At 64.3% G+C, this 15097-nt stretch carries 15 protein-coding genes and 1 pseudogene; 5 read left to right on the plus strand and 11 right to left on the minus strand.

The genetic code is table 11. The annotated features are described in order from the left end of the window. Positions 1-62: 62 nt before the first annotated feature. The 3 genes from ACMHYJ_RS02620 (at position 63) to ACMHYJ_RS02630 (ending at position 3473) form a co-directional block, all read left to right on the plus strand. Complete coding sequence (locus tag ACMHYJ_RS02620) at positions 63-803, plus strand: amino acid ABC transporter ATP-binding protein (RefSeq protein WP_414244638.1); 741 nt, start codon at positions 63-65, stop codon at positions 801-803. Positions 804-1003: 200 nt separating this feature from the next. Then, positions 1004-2989 (plus strand): S8 family serine peptidase, encoded by a 1986-nt coding sequence (locus ACMHYJ_RS02625; RefSeq protein ID WP_414244639.1) that lies wholly within the window; start codon positions 1004-1006, stop codon positions 2987-2989. A 25-nt stretch (positions 2990-3014) separates the two neighbouring features. Further along, positions 3015-3473, plus strand: a complete 459-nt coding sequence (locus ACMHYJ_RS02630) for a hypothetical protein (protein WP_414244640.1) — start codon at positions 3015-3017, stop codon at positions 3471-3473. 37 nt (positions 3474-3510) lie between these two features. Here the strand turns inward: ACMHYJ_RS02630 and ACMHYJ_RS02635 are convergent, their stop codons facing one another. From ACMHYJ_RS02635 to ACMHYJ_RS02650, 4 genes and pseudogenes are all read right to left on the minus strand, one after another. Further along, the gene (locus ACMHYJ_RS02635; RefSeq protein ID WP_414244641.1) at positions 3511-4032 is read right to left on the minus strand and encodes a plastocyanin/azurin family copper-binding protein; all 522 of its coding nucleotides are present in this window, start codon (positions 4030-4032) and stop codon (positions 3511-3513) included. Then, a complete protein-coding gene (locus ACMHYJ_RS02640; protein WP_414244642.1) occupies positions 4032-4466 on the minus strand; it encodes a DUF5602 domain-containing protein in 435 nt (144 codons plus the stop codon). The genes ACMHYJ_RS02635 and ACMHYJ_RS02640 overlap by 1 nt, the downstream gene beginning before the upstream one ends. 170 nt (positions 4467-4636) lie before the next feature. Continuing rightward, the gene (locus tag ACMHYJ_RS02645; RefSeq protein ID WP_414244837.1) at positions 4637-5443 is read right to left on the minus strand and encodes a methyl-accepting chemotaxis protein; all 807 of its coding nucleotides are present in this window, start codon (positions 5441-5443) and stop codon (positions 4637-4639) included. Continuing rightward, a pseudogene (locus ACMHYJ_RS02650) lies at positions 5438-5908 on the minus strand (HAMP domain-containing protein); the annotation flags it as partial. The pseudogene ACMHYJ_RS02650 and the gene ACMHYJ_RS02645, both read right to left, overlap by 6 nt. 250 nt (positions 5909-6158) lie before the next feature. On the opposite strand from ACMHYJ_RS02650, the gene ACMHYJ_RS02655 reads away from it, so the two are divergent. Continuing rightward, complete coding sequence (locus ACMHYJ_RS02655) at positions 6159-7496, plus strand: diguanylate cyclase (protein ID WP_414244643.1); 1338 nt, start codon at positions 6159-6161, stop codon at positions 7494-7496. A 13-nt stretch (positions 7497-7509) separates the two neighbouring features. Here ACMHYJ_RS02655 and ACMHYJ_RS02660 read toward each other — a convergent pair whose 3' ends face one another. From ACMHYJ_RS02660 to ACMHYJ_RS02685, 6 genes are all read right to left on the minus strand, one after another. After that, positions 7510-8745, minus strand: a complete 1236-nt coding sequence (locus tag ACMHYJ_RS02660) for an ABC transporter substrate-binding protein (protein ID WP_414244644.1) — start codon at positions 8743-8745, stop codon at positions 7510-7512. A 321-nt stretch (positions 8746-9066) separates the two neighbouring features. Then, complete coding sequence (locus ACMHYJ_RS02665; protein WP_414244645.1) at positions 9067-9747, minus strand: ABC transporter permease; 681 nt, start codon at positions 9745-9747, stop codon at positions 9067-9069. Continuing rightward, entirely contained in the window at positions 9744-10460 is a 717-nt protein-coding gene (locus tag ACMHYJ_RS02670) for an ABC transporter permease (RefSeq protein ID WP_414244646.1), read from the minus strand. Before ACMHYJ_RS02670 ends, ACMHYJ_RS02665 begins: the two co-directional genes overlap by 4 nt. 72 nt (positions 10461-10532) lie before the next feature. Beyond that, positions 10533-11348 carry a transporter substrate-binding domain-containing protein gene (locus tag ACMHYJ_RS02675; protein ID WP_414244647.1) on the minus strand — a complete coding sequence of 272 codons (816 nt, stop codon included), beginning with the start codon at positions 11346-11348 and terminating at the stop codon, positions 10533-10535. A 60-nt stretch (positions 11349-11408) separates the two neighbouring features. Further along, complete coding sequence (locus ACMHYJ_RS02680) at positions 11409-12776, minus strand: TrkH family potassium uptake protein (RefSeq protein ID WP_414244648.1); 1368 nt, start codon at positions 12774-12776, stop codon at positions 11409-11411. Between the two features lie 10 nt (positions 12777-12786). After that, complete coding sequence (locus ACMHYJ_RS02685) at positions 12787-13443, minus strand: potassium channel family protein (protein ID WP_414244649.1); 657 nt, start codon at positions 13441-13443, stop codon at positions 12787-12789. A gap of 149 nt (positions 13444-13592) precedes the next feature. Between ACMHYJ_RS02685 and ACMHYJ_RS02690 the strand changes: the two genes are divergently transcribed. Continuing rightward, a complete protein-coding gene (locus ACMHYJ_RS02690) occupies positions 13593-14609 on the plus strand; it encodes an alkene reductase (protein ID WP_414244650.1) in 1017 nt (338 codons plus the stop codon). Positions 14610-14628: 19 nt separating this feature from the next. On the opposite strand, the gene ACMHYJ_RS02695 is transcribed toward ACMHYJ_RS02690, so the two are convergent. After that, complete coding sequence (locus ACMHYJ_RS02695) at positions 14629-15090, minus strand: GatB/YqeY domain-containing protein (protein ID WP_414244651.1); 462 nt, start codon at positions 15088-15090, stop codon at positions 14629-14631. Positions 15091-15097 lie beyond the last annotated feature (7 nt).

Genomic DNA, 15097 nt, shown 5'->3' on the forward strand with positions numbered 1-15097 from the left:
TTTTGATTTCATCTGCATCCCCGCCGGGCCGCGCCGCCCGACGGGCTCAGGAGCCGCAATCCATGTCGGAAGCTATCATCAGCCTGAAAAACGTCAACAAATGGTACGGGCAGTTCCATGTCCTGAAAGACCTCAACCTCGAAGTCTCCCCCAGCGAGCGCATCGTCATCTGCGGGCCGTCCGGGTCGGGAAAATCCACCATGATCCGCTGCATCAACCGCCTGGAAGAACACCAGGAGGGCCAGATCATCGTGGATGGCACCGAGCTGACCAACGATCTGAAGCAGATCGAGACCATCCGCCGCGACGTCGGGATGGTGTTCCAGCATTTCAACCTGTTCCCGCACATGACCGTGCTGGAAAACCTCACGCTGGGGCCGGTCTGGGTGCTGAAGCGTCCCAAGGCCGAGGCCGAGGCCACCGCCATGAAGTACCTCGAAAGGGTTCAGATCCCCGACCAGGCCAATAAATACCCCGGCCAGCTCTCGGGCGGCCAGCAGCAGCGCGTGGCGATTGCCCGATCCCTGTGCATGAACCCGAAAATCATGCTGTTCGACGAACCCACCTCGGCGCTGGACCCGGAAATGGTCAAGGAAGTGCTGGACGTGATGGTGGAACTGGCCCAGGAAACCGGCATGACCATGCTGTGCGTGACCCACGAAATGGGCTTCGCCCGCAAGGTCGCGGATCGCGTGATCTTCATGGATCACGGCGAAATCATCGAAGAAAACAACCCCGACGATTTCTTCGATCACCCGCAAAACGAACGCACCAAGCTGTTCCTGAGCCAAATCCTGAATTGACGGCCGCGCCATGCCCCATGCCCGGGCTCTGAATGCTCAGGCATGGCGGCGGTTCAATGCTTCAACAGTTCATCTGTTCATCTGTTCAGCTGTTCAGTGCTTCATTTGTTCATTAATTCACCGGTTCAGTAGTTCAGCAGCCCGCTTTTGCGCCCGCTTGTCGGATCGGGTTGTCGGCCGTTTTCATGATTTGGTTTCCCATGAATAAAAAATCAATCCTATGCCTGGCGCCGATGTTTTTTTTCCTGGCCGGGTGCGACGGTTCCAGTGATGACACGCGCGATACGCCCGTGGTGTTGTGCCTGGAAATCGGCGAATACGCCTGCAAGACCGGTGCGACCGAGCCCTTGTACACGTTTCAATGGGCCTTGAATTACGCCGACAGCTATTTCAAAGACTACCCGGACGTCTTTGGCGGCGGGCTGGATCTCAACGTCGAGCCCGTGCATCGCCAAGGCATCAAGGGCCAGGGGGTGCGGGTGATGGTGGTGGATTCGGGGGTGGATCTGCATCATCCCGACTTGGCCCCCAATGCCGATTTCGGGATGTCCCACAACCTCGTCACCGAGACCAGCGATCCCTATCCGCAAAAAGGCAGCGCCCACGGTACCAACGTAGCCGGCATGATTGCCGCCGCCCAAAATGGCCAGGGGGTGATGGGCATTGCGCCGCTGGCCACGCTGGGCGGTGTCAATTTTCTTGAAAGCCAAGGCCCCGCCGCCATGGCGGCGGCGCTGGGCGGGGCGGACTGGTCCAGCCGCACGGATGTTTTCAATGCGTCCTATGGCCAGACCTTGTTCCCCAGCATGTATGAATCCGACTCGGATTACATCACCCCGATTCTGCGGGCTTTAAAAAACCTGCGCGGCGGCAAGGGCGCCGTTTTCCTGAAGGCGGCCAGCAACGACTTTGACCACGGACGCTGCGGCCTGGCGTATGCCTATTACGACTGCAGCAATCCGTCCAATGACGCCAGCGGTTCCCGGGAACCCAATGTCATCACGGCGGCCGCCCTGAATGCGTTCGGCCAGGCCAGCAGCTACAGCAGCGCGGGCTCGGTGATGTGGGCCAGCGGCATGGGGGGAGAATACGGCTCGGGCGGCACTTATGGCGAAATCGCCAACAGGCCCTACAGCGGCCCCACCATTTTCAGCACCGATTTGCGGGGTTGTTCGGCGGGCTACAGCCGGGTTGGCGCGCGCACCCCTTTTCTGGCCGGACAATCCCGGCGCAACGGGGTGCCCGACAACCCCGATTGCGATTATTCCTACATGAATGGCACATCCGCCGCCACACCGACGCTGGCGGGGGTGGCTGCCCTGGTGTTGAGCGCCAACCCGGATTTAAGCTGGCGCGATGTGCGCGACATTCTGCGGCTATCGGCGCGCAAGGTGGATCCCGGCTATCTCCAGGCGTCGCCCGATCCGGCCGGCTTGATTCCTTATGGGGCATTGATGAGTCTGGAAACCAATCAATTACTGCCCGAAGCAGGAACCAAATCCGATATTCATCCGGGTTCGACCGCCGTGCCCATCGACCTGGGCTGGCAAATCAACGGGGCGGGCAACGAACACTCCAACTGGTATGGGTTCGGAGTGCCCGATGCCGCCCGGGCCGTGGCGCTGGCGCAGGATTATCGGCGCAACCCGCAACTGAGCCGCCAGGAAGACGTCAAGATTCCCGCTTTTCAAAATATCGCGGCCTGGCACCAGGGCGCTGCCGTCGGCCCGGACGCCGAGTCCCTGGGGGTGACCCCGATCGAAATGCCTTTCCCCTACCGTCAGGTCAGTGTGCTGGGCACCTGGGTTGCGGGCGACCAGCAGGTCGATACCGTGCAGCTGCGCCTGGCGGGCGAGAATGTCTGCCTGGGGTCTCTGGGTTTGGCTGTGAAATCGCCCTCGGGCACCGTGTCTTTGCTGAAACTGCCCAACGATTCGCTGCGTTTCGACGGTTGGAGTCATTTTTCCCACTACGGTTTGAGCAGCGTGTCTTTTTATGGCGAACCGGCCCAGGGCGACTGGCAGGTCTACCTGCTGGCGGCCAACCCGGATATTCCCTTTGATATCAGCGTCGTCGAAGAGGATGAGGACGGTCAAGAGGTGACGAGATACTCGAAGCCTTGCCTGGAGCACCCTTCCAAGACGGACTATCATTTCCAGGTACAGGCGCGCATCGTGGCGCAGTAAGGCGTTTGCCGCATAAGGAATCCCCATGAGACCCATCCCCCTGTTATTGTGCGGCCTGGTCGCCGCCGCGCTGGCTTTGCCGGCGCAGGCCGCCGATTCCCGATACCAGTCGGGCCAGCAGCTGAATGCCCGCCAGATGTCCGCCTTGGGCAATTTGCCCGTTTATGCCGTGGATCAGCGGCAGTATCGTCTGCTGCCCCAAAAAACCAGCGATGGCGCCAGCCTGCTGGTCAATGCCCAGGGGGCGGTGTTCAGCAGCCACAACGAAATCCTGATCACCGGCGCCTCCGAGAACGCGGTTCAGCTTGGCGCGCAACAGGGCCCGCCGCCCGCGTCCGTGCAGCATTTCGCTGCCACGGGGATCACGGTGGTGCGCTATGCGGATTTTCCCGCCGCCGCCAGCGGTTTGGCGCACCTGCGCCGGCAGTTGCCGGCCGCCGTGGTGCGCCTGGGCCTGGAACAGGGCCAAATGACCCCCTACTGAGCCTGAGCCTGTGCCGGCGGCGCGGGCGCGCTGCGTGCTAATCCATGGCCTTGGATTTCAGGATGTCCGCCACGCCGGGCAGGCCCTGCAGCGCGGCTGGCGGCAACTGCGCATCGGTATCCGCATACGGCGGCGGCGTGGCCTCGGCCGCGCCCACGATGATGCGGCCCACCATGCCCGCATGTTCGTGCGGCAGGCAAAAATAATCGTATACCCCGGGCACGGTGAAGGTCACGGCAAAAGACTCGCCCGGCATGAGGTAGTCCGAATGCCAGCCCTGGGCACCGGCGGGGATGCGCCGGGGCTTCTTGTTGCCCGGATCATAGGAAGTCGTGGTGTGGACATTGCCGGTGTCCCGGTTGACCCAGCGCACCGTCTGCCCGGGCTGGATCAGCAGCCCGCGCGGGCGAAACCACACATGCGACCCATTGGCCGTTCCGGCCATGGCGATCTCGACCTCGTCGCCGGCGTGCGCTGGGTGCCACAGCGCGGTCGCCAACAAGAGGCCGCCCCCGGCCGACAGCAAGGTGCGTCGGCGGGGGTCAAAGACTTTGGTCATTATTTGGCAACGCGGCTTTCTTGGTCGGCGGGGACATTCCACAGCACGATATGGACGTGCGGCTCGGCCACGCCCGGATGGCCGGCGTTGTACATCATGTCCACGTGATCCACCGTGCCGGCGGGCGCTTTCAGATCCGATAGATCCATGTCGGATTTCATCATGGACAGCGGGATCATGTAGGTGGTGCTGACCAGCTTTCCGTCATGGTCGTAGCCCAGGAAGGGGCCGGCGGGCAGGGTGGCGGGATCGACGAACAGCTGGCCCAGGCCGGGGATGAAGTCGGGCAGCTTGACCAGCGAGCTGACGGCTTTGTAGGGGGCGGCGGGCGGGGCGGTCAGCACGGCGGCATCGGCCGCCAGGGCGGGCGCGGCGCCCATGGACAAGGTCATGGCGGCGGCAGCGGCGGTGGCGGTCAGAATCGAACGAATCATGGTGTATCTCCTGGTAAAGGTCGAACGAGGCGCGGCAAGCGGCCTCTCACGGCATTGGATGCCGCCAGGAGAGAAAGCGTTTCAGGTGGGGAAAGCGCTTCAGGTGGGGAAAGCGCTTCAGGTGGGGAAAGCGCTTCAGGTGGGGAAAGCGCTTCAGGTGGGAAAGCGCTTCAGGTGGGCAGCGCCGGCGCCGTTTCGGGCAGGCGGAAAATGGACAGCGAACGGTTGACGTCGCCCGCCAGCTGCTGCTGGGTGTGGGCGCTGTGGGTGGCCGCCTGCGCCAGCCGGGCATTGTGCTGGGTAATGGTTTCAAGCTCGGTCATGGCCTGGTTGATCTGGCCGATTTCGGTGGCCTGTTCTTCCGTTGCCGTCGTGATTTCCTCCATCAGAACGGACACCTGGGTGACGGCCTGGACGATGTCCCGCATGGTGTCGCCCGCTTTGCGGGCCTGGTGCAGGCCGGTGTCGACGCGCGTGGCGGACGCGGAGATCAGTTCGCGGATTTCCCCGGCCGCCGTCGCGCTGCGCTGGGCCAGTCCCTGGACTTCGGCGGCGACCACCGCAAAGCCGCGCCCCTGTTCGCCGGCGCGGGCCGCTTCGACGGACGCATTCAGGGCCAGGATATTGGTCTGGAAGGCGATGCTGTCGATGATCCCGATGATGTCGGTCATTTTTTCCGCGCTGTCCGTGATGGCTTCCATGGTTTGCGTCGTTTCGAGGGCGGTGCGTCCTCCCTGATCGGCGACGCGGGTGGCTTGCTGGGCCAGATGATTGGCCTGCCGGGCGTGATCCGCATTGCGGCGGATGGAGCCCAGCAACTGTTCGATCCCGCCGGCGGTCTGCCGCAGCGCCGTGGAGGATTGCTCGGTATGGTGCGTGAGCGCCTGGTTGCCATCGGCGATGTCCTGGGCGGCCATCTGCATTTGGCGGGTATTGCCCAGCGTCGAGACAATCATGGTCTTCAAGCCGTTTTGCATGTCCTTGATCCCTTGGAACAGCGTGCCGATCTCGTCATGAGTCCAGACTTCGATGGGGGTGGTCAGATCGCCCGCCGCGATGCGGTTCAGCAGGCCGCCGGAATCCTGCAGCGGGCGCACGATCATGCTGCGCAGCCAGCGGTAGGTCAGCCAGGCGTTAAGCAGGGCGGCCAGCAGAATCGCGCCCAGTATCGACAGGCGGATCGGCGACCCGGCCGCTGCGATGTCCAGCCAGCGGGTTTCCGAGGCGGGCGGCAGCCAGAGGGCACAGGCCAGGGCGGCGAACGTCCAGGCCAGTAGGGGCGCGATGATGAGACCCAGCCGCGTGCGCAGCGAGCATCCGGGTAAGAAGCTTTTCATGTTGTCTCCGAGGGCAGCGGGCTGCCGGGTCGCCGGCTTGATGTGCCGATCGTGCAGGGCGGGCGAAGACCTGGGCTGCCCCAGGCCGCCCGCCTTTTTATGCATTCTTGCATGGCGAAGGCCCGAGCTATATTTTTCTTCCTGGATGATGGTTATCAGGAAACCGTGATGGCCGGCGTCCGGTCGACCCACTGACTTGACCGCTGGCTTGATCGCTGACGTGATCGTTGGTTTATCGAGGGCCGCTTACCACTTTTTGTGATTTGTATCTTTTTATTATCACAAATGTAATAATAAGTCCTATGATTGGAGGCGGCATGCGCCTACCCATCGCTTTCTCGGGATATCACGACACATGAAGCCGGTACAATTTGCGCCCTTGCCAGATGATGCCATGTTGCGGCAGGTCTTGGATGGCTTGGGGGCCATCATCTACATCAAGGACACCGAAGGCCGCCTAATGTATGCCAACGACCTGCTGCTGCAAAATTTTGGCTGCGCCTTGTCCGATATCCTGGGCAAGCAGGATGACGCCTACATGGATGCCCGAACCGCCCGGACTTTCCGCGACAACGACCTGCGGGTCATGCAATCCGGGCGGCGGCTGATGATCGAGGAATCCATGCCCGACCCCGTCACCGGCACGCTGCGCTGGTTCAAATCGGTCAAGAGCCCTTTGCATGACGCCCGTCACCGGCTGGTCGGGGTCAGCGGCGTGTCTTTCGACATCACCCGGCAAAAACAGGCCGAATCCCAGGCCGGCCAGCAAAAGGCGCTGTTGGACGTGGTGCTCGACAACCTGGGCGCCTGCATCTACATGAAAGACCAGGACGGCCGCTACTTGTACGCCAATCAGCGGGTGGCCGAGTCCTTCCAGCGCCCGGTGCGCGACATCATCGGCCGGCGGGATCTGGATTTTCTGCCGCCCGAGCGCGCCCGCAGCCATTCCAGGATGGATCAGCGCCTGTTTCAGTCGGGCCAGCGCCTGGAGGGCGAGGAATCCCTGGTCGACGCCCACGGCCAGCTGCGTCACTACTGGACGGTCAAGGTGCCCCGAACCTTGCCCGACGGGCAGCAAGCCGTCATCGGCCTGACCACCGACATCACCGAACTGCACGAACTCAAAGAACAGCTGCTGGCGCAGGCGGCGACCGACAGTCTGACGGCGGTGGCCAACCGGCGCTGTTTCTACGAGCATGCCGTGCGCGATTTCGCCTACAGCTGCCGCTTGGGCCATGACCTGAGCCTGATCGCGCTGGACGTCGACCACTTCAAGCAGATCAACGATCAATACGGCCATCTGGTGGGCGATGTCGTGCTGCAGGGCCTGGCCCGGGTGTGCGCCGAGGCGGTGCGGGAAGGCGATCTGTTCGCCCGCACCGGCGGGGAAGAATTCGCCGTGCTGCTGCCCGCCACCGGCCTGGGCACCGCCCTGGAAATCGCCGAACGCTTGCGCCGCCTGATTGCGGGCAGCCGGTTCAGCCCGGATCACCCCGGGCTGGCCGTCGGCGCCAGTTTTGGGGTGGTCAGCCGGCAGGCCGACGACGCGGGCTTCGATGCCCTGTTTTCCAGGGCGGATCGCGCCCTGTATCAGGCCAAGCGGCAGGGCCGCAACCAGGTGGTGGCCCTGCCGCCGGACAGCGGGCTGGCGACGGACGCCGTCCCGGACGGCACCGGCCGCGCCGAGGCGTGAAACCGGCGTGGGCTCAACCGCGCCCGGGCGCGCCGGCCAGCCGCGCCCGCACATAAGGGCAGGCCGAGGCATCGAGCGGCCCATACGCGGTGGCGGCGGGAATCGTCGCCACCACTTTGTGCAGATCCCAGGGGCCGGTGCTTTCCGCCGGGGTCTTGACCTGCAGCAGTGTCAGGTCGTTCATCATGCGGCCATCGGCGCGAATCACTCCGTTGCGCACGAAGAAGTCATTGACGGGATGGGATTTCAGCCACTGCATGATGGTGTCCGCATCGTCCGTGCCGGTATCGCGCACGGCGCCCAGATAGGCGGTGGCGGCGGAATAATCGCCCGCCTGGCCGTAGGTGGGCATGCGGCCGATTTTTTCCAGGTAGCGCCGCGACCAGGCTTCGGCCGCCGGGTTGATGTTCCAGAACCAGGGCACGGTGAAGTACATGCCCTGGGTGACTTCCAGGCCCAGGGCGTGGATGTCCAGCAGCGTGGCGGTCAGGCCCACCGGGGTCATGGTCTTGGTCAGGCCGAATTCAACCGCGGTCTTCAGGGAATTGACCAGATCGGCCCCCGCGTTGGCCAGGGCCAGGACGCCGGCCCCCGAGCTTTGGGCCTGCAGGATGAACGAAGAAAAATCGGCCACCCCCAAGGGGGTGCGCACGGCGCCCAGAACGGTGCCGCCGGATTGCGTCACCACGGCGGCGGTATCGCGTTCCAGTTCATGGCCGAAAGTGTAGTCCGTAGTCAGGAAATACCAGGACTTTCCCCCTTGGCCGACCACGGCCGCCCCGGTGCCGCGCGCCAGGCCGCTGGTGGAATAGGTGTACTGGATGGTATAGGGGTTGCACTGGGCGTTGGTAAAGGCCGACGCTCCGGCCCCCGAGGTGATGAAGGGTTTCTTCTTTTCGGCGGCCACCGCCGACATCGCCAGGCTGGCGGCGGAATTGGTGCCGCCGATCAGCAGATCCAACTGCTGGTTGTCGAACCAGTCGCGGGCCAGGGCGGACGAGACATCGGCTTTGTTGCGGCTGTCGGCCACCAGCAGTTCGATCGGTTTGCCCTGGATGCTGCCGCCGAGATCGGCGATGGCCATGCGGATGGCCTCGGCCCCGCCCGGTCCGTCGCCGTCGGCATAGACCCCCGACATATCGGTGATGAAACCGATGCGGATGACGTCGTCCGAGATGCCGGCGCCGTTGGCCGGGCCGCACAGCAGCGCCAGCGCCAGGCCGATACCGGCGCCGGCGCGTTTTTTCATGGGAAAACCTGTCATTCAATCCTCGATAAAAGGCCGGGCCGCCGGGCGGGCCATCGCCTGCCGGGCCGCCGGATTTTGAAACTAGTGTCCTGTTTGGTTAGTTCGTGTATTCAGATTCGGATGCCTGGGCTTGTCAGACAAGGCGCAAACCGCAGCGATAGCCAGTGCTATTGCGAGGATTTGCAACGCAGTATGGCGAGCCCAGGCGCCGAAGATGAGTATTTGAATTAGCCAAACAGGACACTAGGCATGATCATGCCAGCAAATCTTCTTCGCGGCGGCGGTATGCCTACTGCGGGCGCGGTAATCGGTTGCCGCTGATCATGCGCCGCGCAACCCCAGGGCGCGTTCGACCAGCCAGGCCAGCCCCAGCAGCGTGATGTTGATCGCCAGATACAACAGGCCCGCGATGATGAAGGTTTCCATGATCAGATAGCTTTGGCTCATCAGGCGGCGGGCGAAGCCGGTGAGATCCATCACCGCGATGGTCGAGGCCAGGCTGGTGCCCTTGATGGCCAGCACCAGTTCGTTGCTGTAGGCCGGGAATGCCTGGCGGATGGCCAGCGGGAAGCGAATCCGGCGGAACACCTGGACGCGGCTCATCCCGCAGGCCAGGGCGGCGTCGATCTGGCCCGCGGGGACGGACTGCAGCCCGCCGCGGATGGCTTCGCTCATGTAGGCCCCGCTGTTCAGCGTGATGGCCAGGATGGCGCAGCGCGCGCCGTCGCTGAACAACCACCACAGCGCGGGCTGCTCGCGCACGGCGTCCAGCGTGCCGATGCCGTAGTACAGCAAGAACAGCTGAATCAGCAGCGGCGTGCCGCGAAACGTGGTGCTGTATAGAAACGAGGCCCCCGACACCAGGCGGCTGGACGAGGTGCGCATCAGCGCCGCCGCCAGGCCCACGAGAGAGGCGAAGAAGATCGAGAACAGGCCGATGCGCAGCGTCACCCAGAAGCCCTCGATCAGGACGGGCAGGGCCTTGGCGAAAAGTTCCATCATGAGCCGGCCCCCCGCATGCCTCGGCCGAAGTGGCGTTCCGCCCAGACGAACAGGCCTTGGCTGCAGGCCCCGATCAGGAAATACAGAATGCCGGCCAGCAGGTACAGCGTGAGCGGCGCCCGGGTGGCGGCGGCGCCCAGCACGGCGGCGCGCATCAGCTCCACCAGCCCCACCAGGGAGATCAGCGCGGTGTCCTTCAGGGCGTTTTGCCAGACGTTGTTGGCGCCCGGCAAGGCATACCAGAACAGCTGGGGCAGGGTGATGCGGATCAGGCATTGGCGGCGGCTCATGCCGATGGCCCGGGCCGCTTCCAGCTGGCCGGGGGCGATGGCCTTGAAGGCCCCGCGAAAGACTTCGACGCTGTAGGAGCCCGAAATCAGGCCGATGGCCAGGATGCCGACCAGCATGGGAAACACCCCGCTCATGAGGTCGTCCCAGTCCAGCCAGTCGGCCAGGTCGGCCGCGGTCTGGACGGTGCCGAAGAACAGCAGGTAGATGATCAGGAGTTCGGGCACGCTGCGCACCAGCAGCGTATACAGGCTGACGACCAGGCGCAGCAGGCGGCTGCGGCCCGACTTGAGCACGGCGCCGCCGATGCCGATCAGCATACCCAGCACGATGCCGCACAGGCTGATGAATATCGTCATGCCGGCCCCACGCAACAGCATGGTGCCCCAGCCGGCGTTCAGGATGTCGAGCAGGGTTGCGGTCATATCATCGAAAACCCCGGGGAACCCGGCGTGGGGCGTGCCGGCATGATCCCGGGGAGTCCTGGGGACAAGGCTTTATTTGCAGGCTTGGTAGTTGGACAGATCGACGCCAAACCACTTGACGCTGGACGCCTTGATGGTGCCGTCCTGGATCAGTTCGCACAGGGCTTTGTCGACCTTGGCCTTGAGGTCGGTGTTTTTCTGGTTGATGCCCGCGCCGATGCCCAGGCCCAGGATATCGGGATCGGCGCTGCTCTTGACGACGTAATCGGCCATGGCGAACTTGCCCTTGCCGCTGTTGTCCAGGAACTCGCTTTGCGGGGTGACTTCGGAAAAAGTGGCGTCCAGACGGCCGGCGGACAAGTCCATCTGCATCTGGTCTTGGGTTTCATAGGTTTTCAGCGTCATGTCCGGGGCGTATTTCTGCAGGAACGCGCCTTGTGTCGTGCCGCTTTGCACCCCGACGGTCTTGCCGGCCAGGCCCTTGAACAGGGCGTCCTGCGTATCCGCCTTGAGCAGGGCGCTGCCTTCGGGCAGGACGAACGAGGAGTCCTCGGTGGCGTAGGGGATGCTGAAGGAAATGACCTTGGCGCGCTCGGCCGTGACCGACATGCCGGAAATCACCAGGTCGAAGCGCTCGGCTTCCAGGGCGGGGATCAGGCTGTCGAAGGCCTGCACCACGAACCGGCATTTCATGTCGAGTTTCTGGCACAGGGCTTGGCCGACGTCCGCATCGAACCCTTGGACTTTGCCCTGCGCGTCGACCATGCTCCAAGGCGGGTAGCCGCCCTCGGTGCCGATTTTCAGGGTGGCTGCCGAGGCGGCGGTCGCCAGGCCGGCGAGGCCCAGTGCGGCGCAAAGCGCCGCCTTTCGTGCAATGCGTGTCACCATGGGGATATCCTTTCGAGGTGGGGACTGGAAAATGCCAATAGTAGTACAAGAAGCGCTCATTCAGCCAATCTGCACCTGGGCGTCCGGGTAGCGGATGCGGCTGTGGGCGCGCGTGCCCAGGTTGTACACCAGGGTCAGGGGGCCCAGGCGGCCGATGAACATCAGCAGCATCAGCACGATCTGGCTGGGCAAGCCGAGCTTCGGGGTGAGATCCGGGCTGAGTCCCGTGGTGCTGAAGGCCGACATGACCTCGGTGACCACGGCGATGAAAGGCAGGTTTTCCAGCAGGCTGACGATGAAAATGCCGACGCACACCAGCAGCCCGGACATCATCATCAGGGCCAGGGCCTTGTGGATCGCCTCGGGCGGGATGGTGCGGCCCATCAGCACGACCTCTTTGCGCTGCAGGATGTACGTGCGCATCACGGCCAGCAGGACGATGAAGGTGCCGAGCTTGATCCCGCTGGCGGTGGACAGCGACCCGCCGCCGATGAACATCAGCGCGATCAGCAGGAAACGCGAACTGTCGCGCATCTGGTCGGCGTCCATGGCGGAAAACCCCGCGGTGCGGGCGCTGATCACCTGGGCCCAGGATGCCAGGCCCTGGCTGGGCAGGGGCAGGGCGGCCAGCGTGGCGGGGTTCTGGGACTCGATGAGCCAGAACAGCAGCAGGGCGCAGAGGTTGAGGATCAGCGTGCCGATGAGCATCAGCCGGGTGTAGTACGCCAGCGTCTGCCAGGCGCGCTTGTGGTAGATGTCGGCCAGGACGCTGAAGCCCAGGCCGCCCAGGATGATGCAGCCGGTCATCACGAAGATGGTCACCGGGTCGCCGACGAACCCGCCCAGGCTGTCCTTGAACAAGGCGATCCCCGCGTTGTTGAACGCCGAGATCGCATGGAAGCCGGCCATGAAGAAGGCGTCGTGCAGGCTGTTGTGACGCCACCACCAGAGGGTCAGGATCAAGACGGCCGCGCCTTCGATGATGACGGAGAACTTCAGGACGGTGAGCGCGGTCTGGCGAATCCGGGCGACGCTGGTCTGGTTGAAGGCTTCCAGGGCCAGGGCCTGGTATTTGAGGCTGACGCGCTTGCCCAGCGTCACCGAGGCGATGATGGCGAAGGTGACGAAGCCGATGCCGCCGACCTGCACGAGCCCCAGAACCACGGCTTTGCCGAATGGGGTCAGCGCCTGCGCTGGGTCGATGACCATCAGGCCGGTGACGGTCACCGCGGAGGCGGCGGTGAACAGCGCCTGGAACACGCCGATGGGCTGGGCCTGTGCGGCGGGCAGCAGCAGCAACAGGGTGCCCAGCAGAGTCAGCGCCAGAAAGCTGCCCGCCAGCACGACGGGCGGGCTGGCGCGCAATTGCCCGGTGCGGCGCACGCGCCGGTAGGCTTGCAGCGGATGGATGGTGAAAAGCCTGGACATGCGGCGGTCGTCAGCGCAGTTTCGGCGCGGCCATTTTCAGCTGCTGCAGGGGGCCGAACAGGATCAGGGTGTCCTTGGGCTGCAGCACGAATTGTTCCGGCGGGTGGATCGTGTGCTTGCCCTGGCGCTTGACCAGCAGGGCCTGGATCTGGCCCGGGGGGTCGGTGGTCAGGGCATCTCCCAGGGTATGGCCCGCCAGGTGGTCGCTGGCCTCGATCTCGACCACGAAGTCGCCGTTGCCCAGGGCGATGTAGTCGGTGACCATGGGATAACTGAGCACCTGGGCGATGCGGATGCCCATTTCTTCCTCGGGGTGGATGATGCGGCTGACCCCCAGCTTGTTCAGGATCAGGTGGTGGGCGCGCGACGAGGCCTTCACCCACAGGTTTTTCACCCCCAGCGATTTCAGGTGCACGGTGCAGACCAGGCTGGCCTGGAGTTCTTCGCCGATGGCGACCAGCACCACATCGTATTCGTCCAGGCCCAGTTCGGCCAAGGCGTTGCGGTCCGTGACGTCGGCGATGGCGGCGCGGGTCAGTTGTTCGGCCACCAGATCCACGGCGCGGCTGTCGCCGTCCAGCCCCAGCACGGAGTGCCCCAGGCGCATGAGTTCCAACGAGGTCGCGGCGCCAAAGCGGCCCAGTCCGATGACGGCGAATTGTCCCATGGGTTTCCTGGAAATTGTTTCAAATGATGGTCAGATTGTTTAAAATCTGGTAAAAACCCTGATGGATTTTTATTGGATTTTGATGTCTGGATTGTGCGTTGCAGCAATTTACCCCGCAGCCCCGGCATTCCCTGTCTTGGTCGCATCATATGACAAGTTTGCTTGATCCGCTGCAGTTGGGCGATGTGCTTTTGCAAAATCGCATCGTCATGGCCCCAACCGCCGAAAACCGCCCCGCCCAGGGACGTGTGCCCGACGACGCCTTGCGCAATTATTACGCGCGGCGCGCATCCGCGGGGCTGATCGTCACCGAGGCGGCTTCGGTATCGCCCCTGGGGGTGGGCTACCCCGGCATGCCCGGCATCTGGAACAGCGCCCAGGTTCAGGGCTGGCTGCGCGTGACCCAGGCGGTTCACAAGCGCGGCGGGCGGATTTTCCTGCGGCTTTGGCATGCCGGGCGGGTGTCCGACCCCGAACTGCTGTCCGGCGAAATCCCCGTGGCCCCAAGCGCCATCGCCTGCCAGGCCGGGATATGCGCGGCGGGCGGCGAATCCGCTGCTTTCGTCGTGCCGCGCAGCCTGCATCCAGATGAAATCAGCCGCATCGTGGCGGATTTCGACCAGGCCGCGCGCTATGCCCGGATGGCGGAATTCGATGGGGTGGAAGTCCATGCCGGGGATGGCTACCTGATCGACCAATTTCTGCACGATGGCTCCAATTGCCGGCAAGACGGCTACGGCGGCTCCATCAAGAACCGCTGCCGGTTCCTGATGGAAATCCTGGACGCCTGCATCGGCGTCTGGAGCGCCGGGCGCATCGGCGTGCACTTGTCGCCCCGGGGCGATCGCCACGACATGCGGGACACGAACCCGGCGGCGCTGTACGGCCATATCGCCGCCGAACTCGACAAGCGCCGGCTGGCCTTCATCTGTGTGCGTGAACGGCCTGGCGACGACGCCCTGACGCCCGTGCTGCGCCAGGCGTTCAGCGGCGCGCTGATTCTCAACGAAGGCTATGACGCGACCCTGGCGCACCGGGCCTTGGCGGCGGGGCAGGGCGACGCGGTGGCGTTTGGCCGCGCCTTCGTGCATAACCCGGATCTGGTTCAGCGCTTGCGCGAGGGCCACGCCCTGCGCGCTTGCGACGAGCTCTTGCCCACGGCCTGAGCCGCCCGCGTTTTCGCTTTCAGCCGTTCAGCCGGGCGCGCACCTGGGCCGAGACAGCGGCCATGTCCGCCCGGCCGGCCAGGGCGGCTTTCAGCTGCCCCATGATCGCGCCCATGGCGGCGCCGCCCTGCAGACCCTGGCTCTGCACCTGGGCGAGCGCGGCCTCGATGGCGGCGGCGATTTCTTCGGGGTCGGCCGCCTGGGGCAGGAATTCCTGCAGGATTTTCAGTTCCGCGCTTTCCTGGGCGGCGGATTCGGCGCGCCCCGCCGACTCGAAGGCCGCGATGGATTCCCGGCGCTGTTTGGCTTGTTTCTCGATGATGGCGATGATCGCGGCGTCGTCCGGCTCGATGCGCTCGTCCACGGCTTTTTGCTTGATGGCCGCCTGCAGCAGGCGCAGCGTGCCCAGGCGGGTGGTGTCGCGTGCGCGCATGGCGGATTTGACGGCGTCGGAAATCTGGCTGGCAAGGCCGGTGCTCATGGGGTGT

Source organism: Castellaniella hirudinis, from assembly GCF_047468865.1.
Lineage (GTDB): Bacteria > Pseudomonadota > Gammaproteobacteria > Burkholderiales > Burkholderiaceae_B > Castellaniella > Castellaniella hirudinis_A.

Excerpts from the sequence above, each read along its gene's own strand:
- ACMHYJ_RS02620 (WP_414244638.1), top strand. The coding sequence starts at position 63 with ATGTCGGAAGCTATCATCAGCCTGAAAAACGTCAACAAATGGTACGGG.
- ACMHYJ_RS02625 (WP_414244639.1), top strand. The coding sequence starts at position 1,004 with ATGAATAAAAAATCAATCCTATGCCTGGCGCCGATGTTTTTTTTCCTG.
- ACMHYJ_RS02630 (WP_414244640.1), top strand. The coding sequence starts at position 3,015 with ATGAGACCCATCCCCCTGTTATTGTGCGGCCTGGTCGCCGCCGCGCTG.
- ACMHYJ_RS02635 (WP_414244641.1), bottom strand. The coding sequence starts at position 4,032 with ATGACCAAAGTCTTTGACCCCCGCCGACGCACCTTGCTGTCGGCCGGG.
- ACMHYJ_RS02640 (WP_414244642.1), bottom strand. The coding sequence starts at position 4,466 with ATGATTCGTTCGATTCTGACCGCCACCGCCGCTGCCGCCGCCATGACC.
- ACMHYJ_RS02645 (WP_414244837.1), bottom strand. The coding sequence starts at position 5,443 with ATGCAAAACGGCTTGAAGACCATGATTGTCTCGACGCTGGGCAATACC.
- ACMHYJ_RS02655 (WP_414244643.1), top strand. The coding sequence starts at position 6,159 with ATGAAGCCGGTACAATTTGCGCCCTTGCCAGATGATGCCATGTTGCGG.
- ACMHYJ_RS02660 (WP_414244644.1), bottom strand. The coding sequence starts at position 8,745 with ATGAAAAAACGCGCCGGCGCCGGTATCGGCCTGGCGCTGGCGCTGCTG.
- ACMHYJ_RS02665 (WP_414244645.1), bottom strand. The coding sequence starts at position 9,747 with ATGATGGAACTTTTCGCCAAGGCCCTGCCCGTCCTGATCGAGGGCTTC.
- ACMHYJ_RS02670 (WP_414244646.1), bottom strand. The coding sequence starts at position 10,460 with ATGACCGCAACCCTGCTCGACATCCTGAACGCCGGCTGGGGCACCATG.
- ACMHYJ_RS02675 (WP_414244647.1), bottom strand. The coding sequence starts at position 11,348 with ATGGTGACACGCATTGCACGAAAGGCGGCGCTTTGCGCCGCACTGGGC.
- ACMHYJ_RS02680 (WP_414244648.1), bottom strand. The coding sequence starts at position 12,776 with ATGTCCAGGCTTTTCACCATCCATCCGCTGCAAGCCTACCGGCGCGTG.
- ACMHYJ_RS02685 (WP_414244649.1), bottom strand. The coding sequence starts at position 13,443 with ATGGGACAATTCGCCGTCATCGGACTGGGCCGCTTTGGCGCCGCGACC.
- ACMHYJ_RS02690 (WP_414244650.1), top strand. The coding sequence starts at position 13,593 with ATGACAAGTTTGCTTGATCCGCTGCAGTTGGGCGATGTGCTTTTGCAA.
- ACMHYJ_RS02695 (WP_414244651.1), bottom strand. The coding sequence starts at position 15,090 with ATGAGCACCGGCCTTGCCAGCCAGATTTCCGACGCCGTCAAATCCGCC.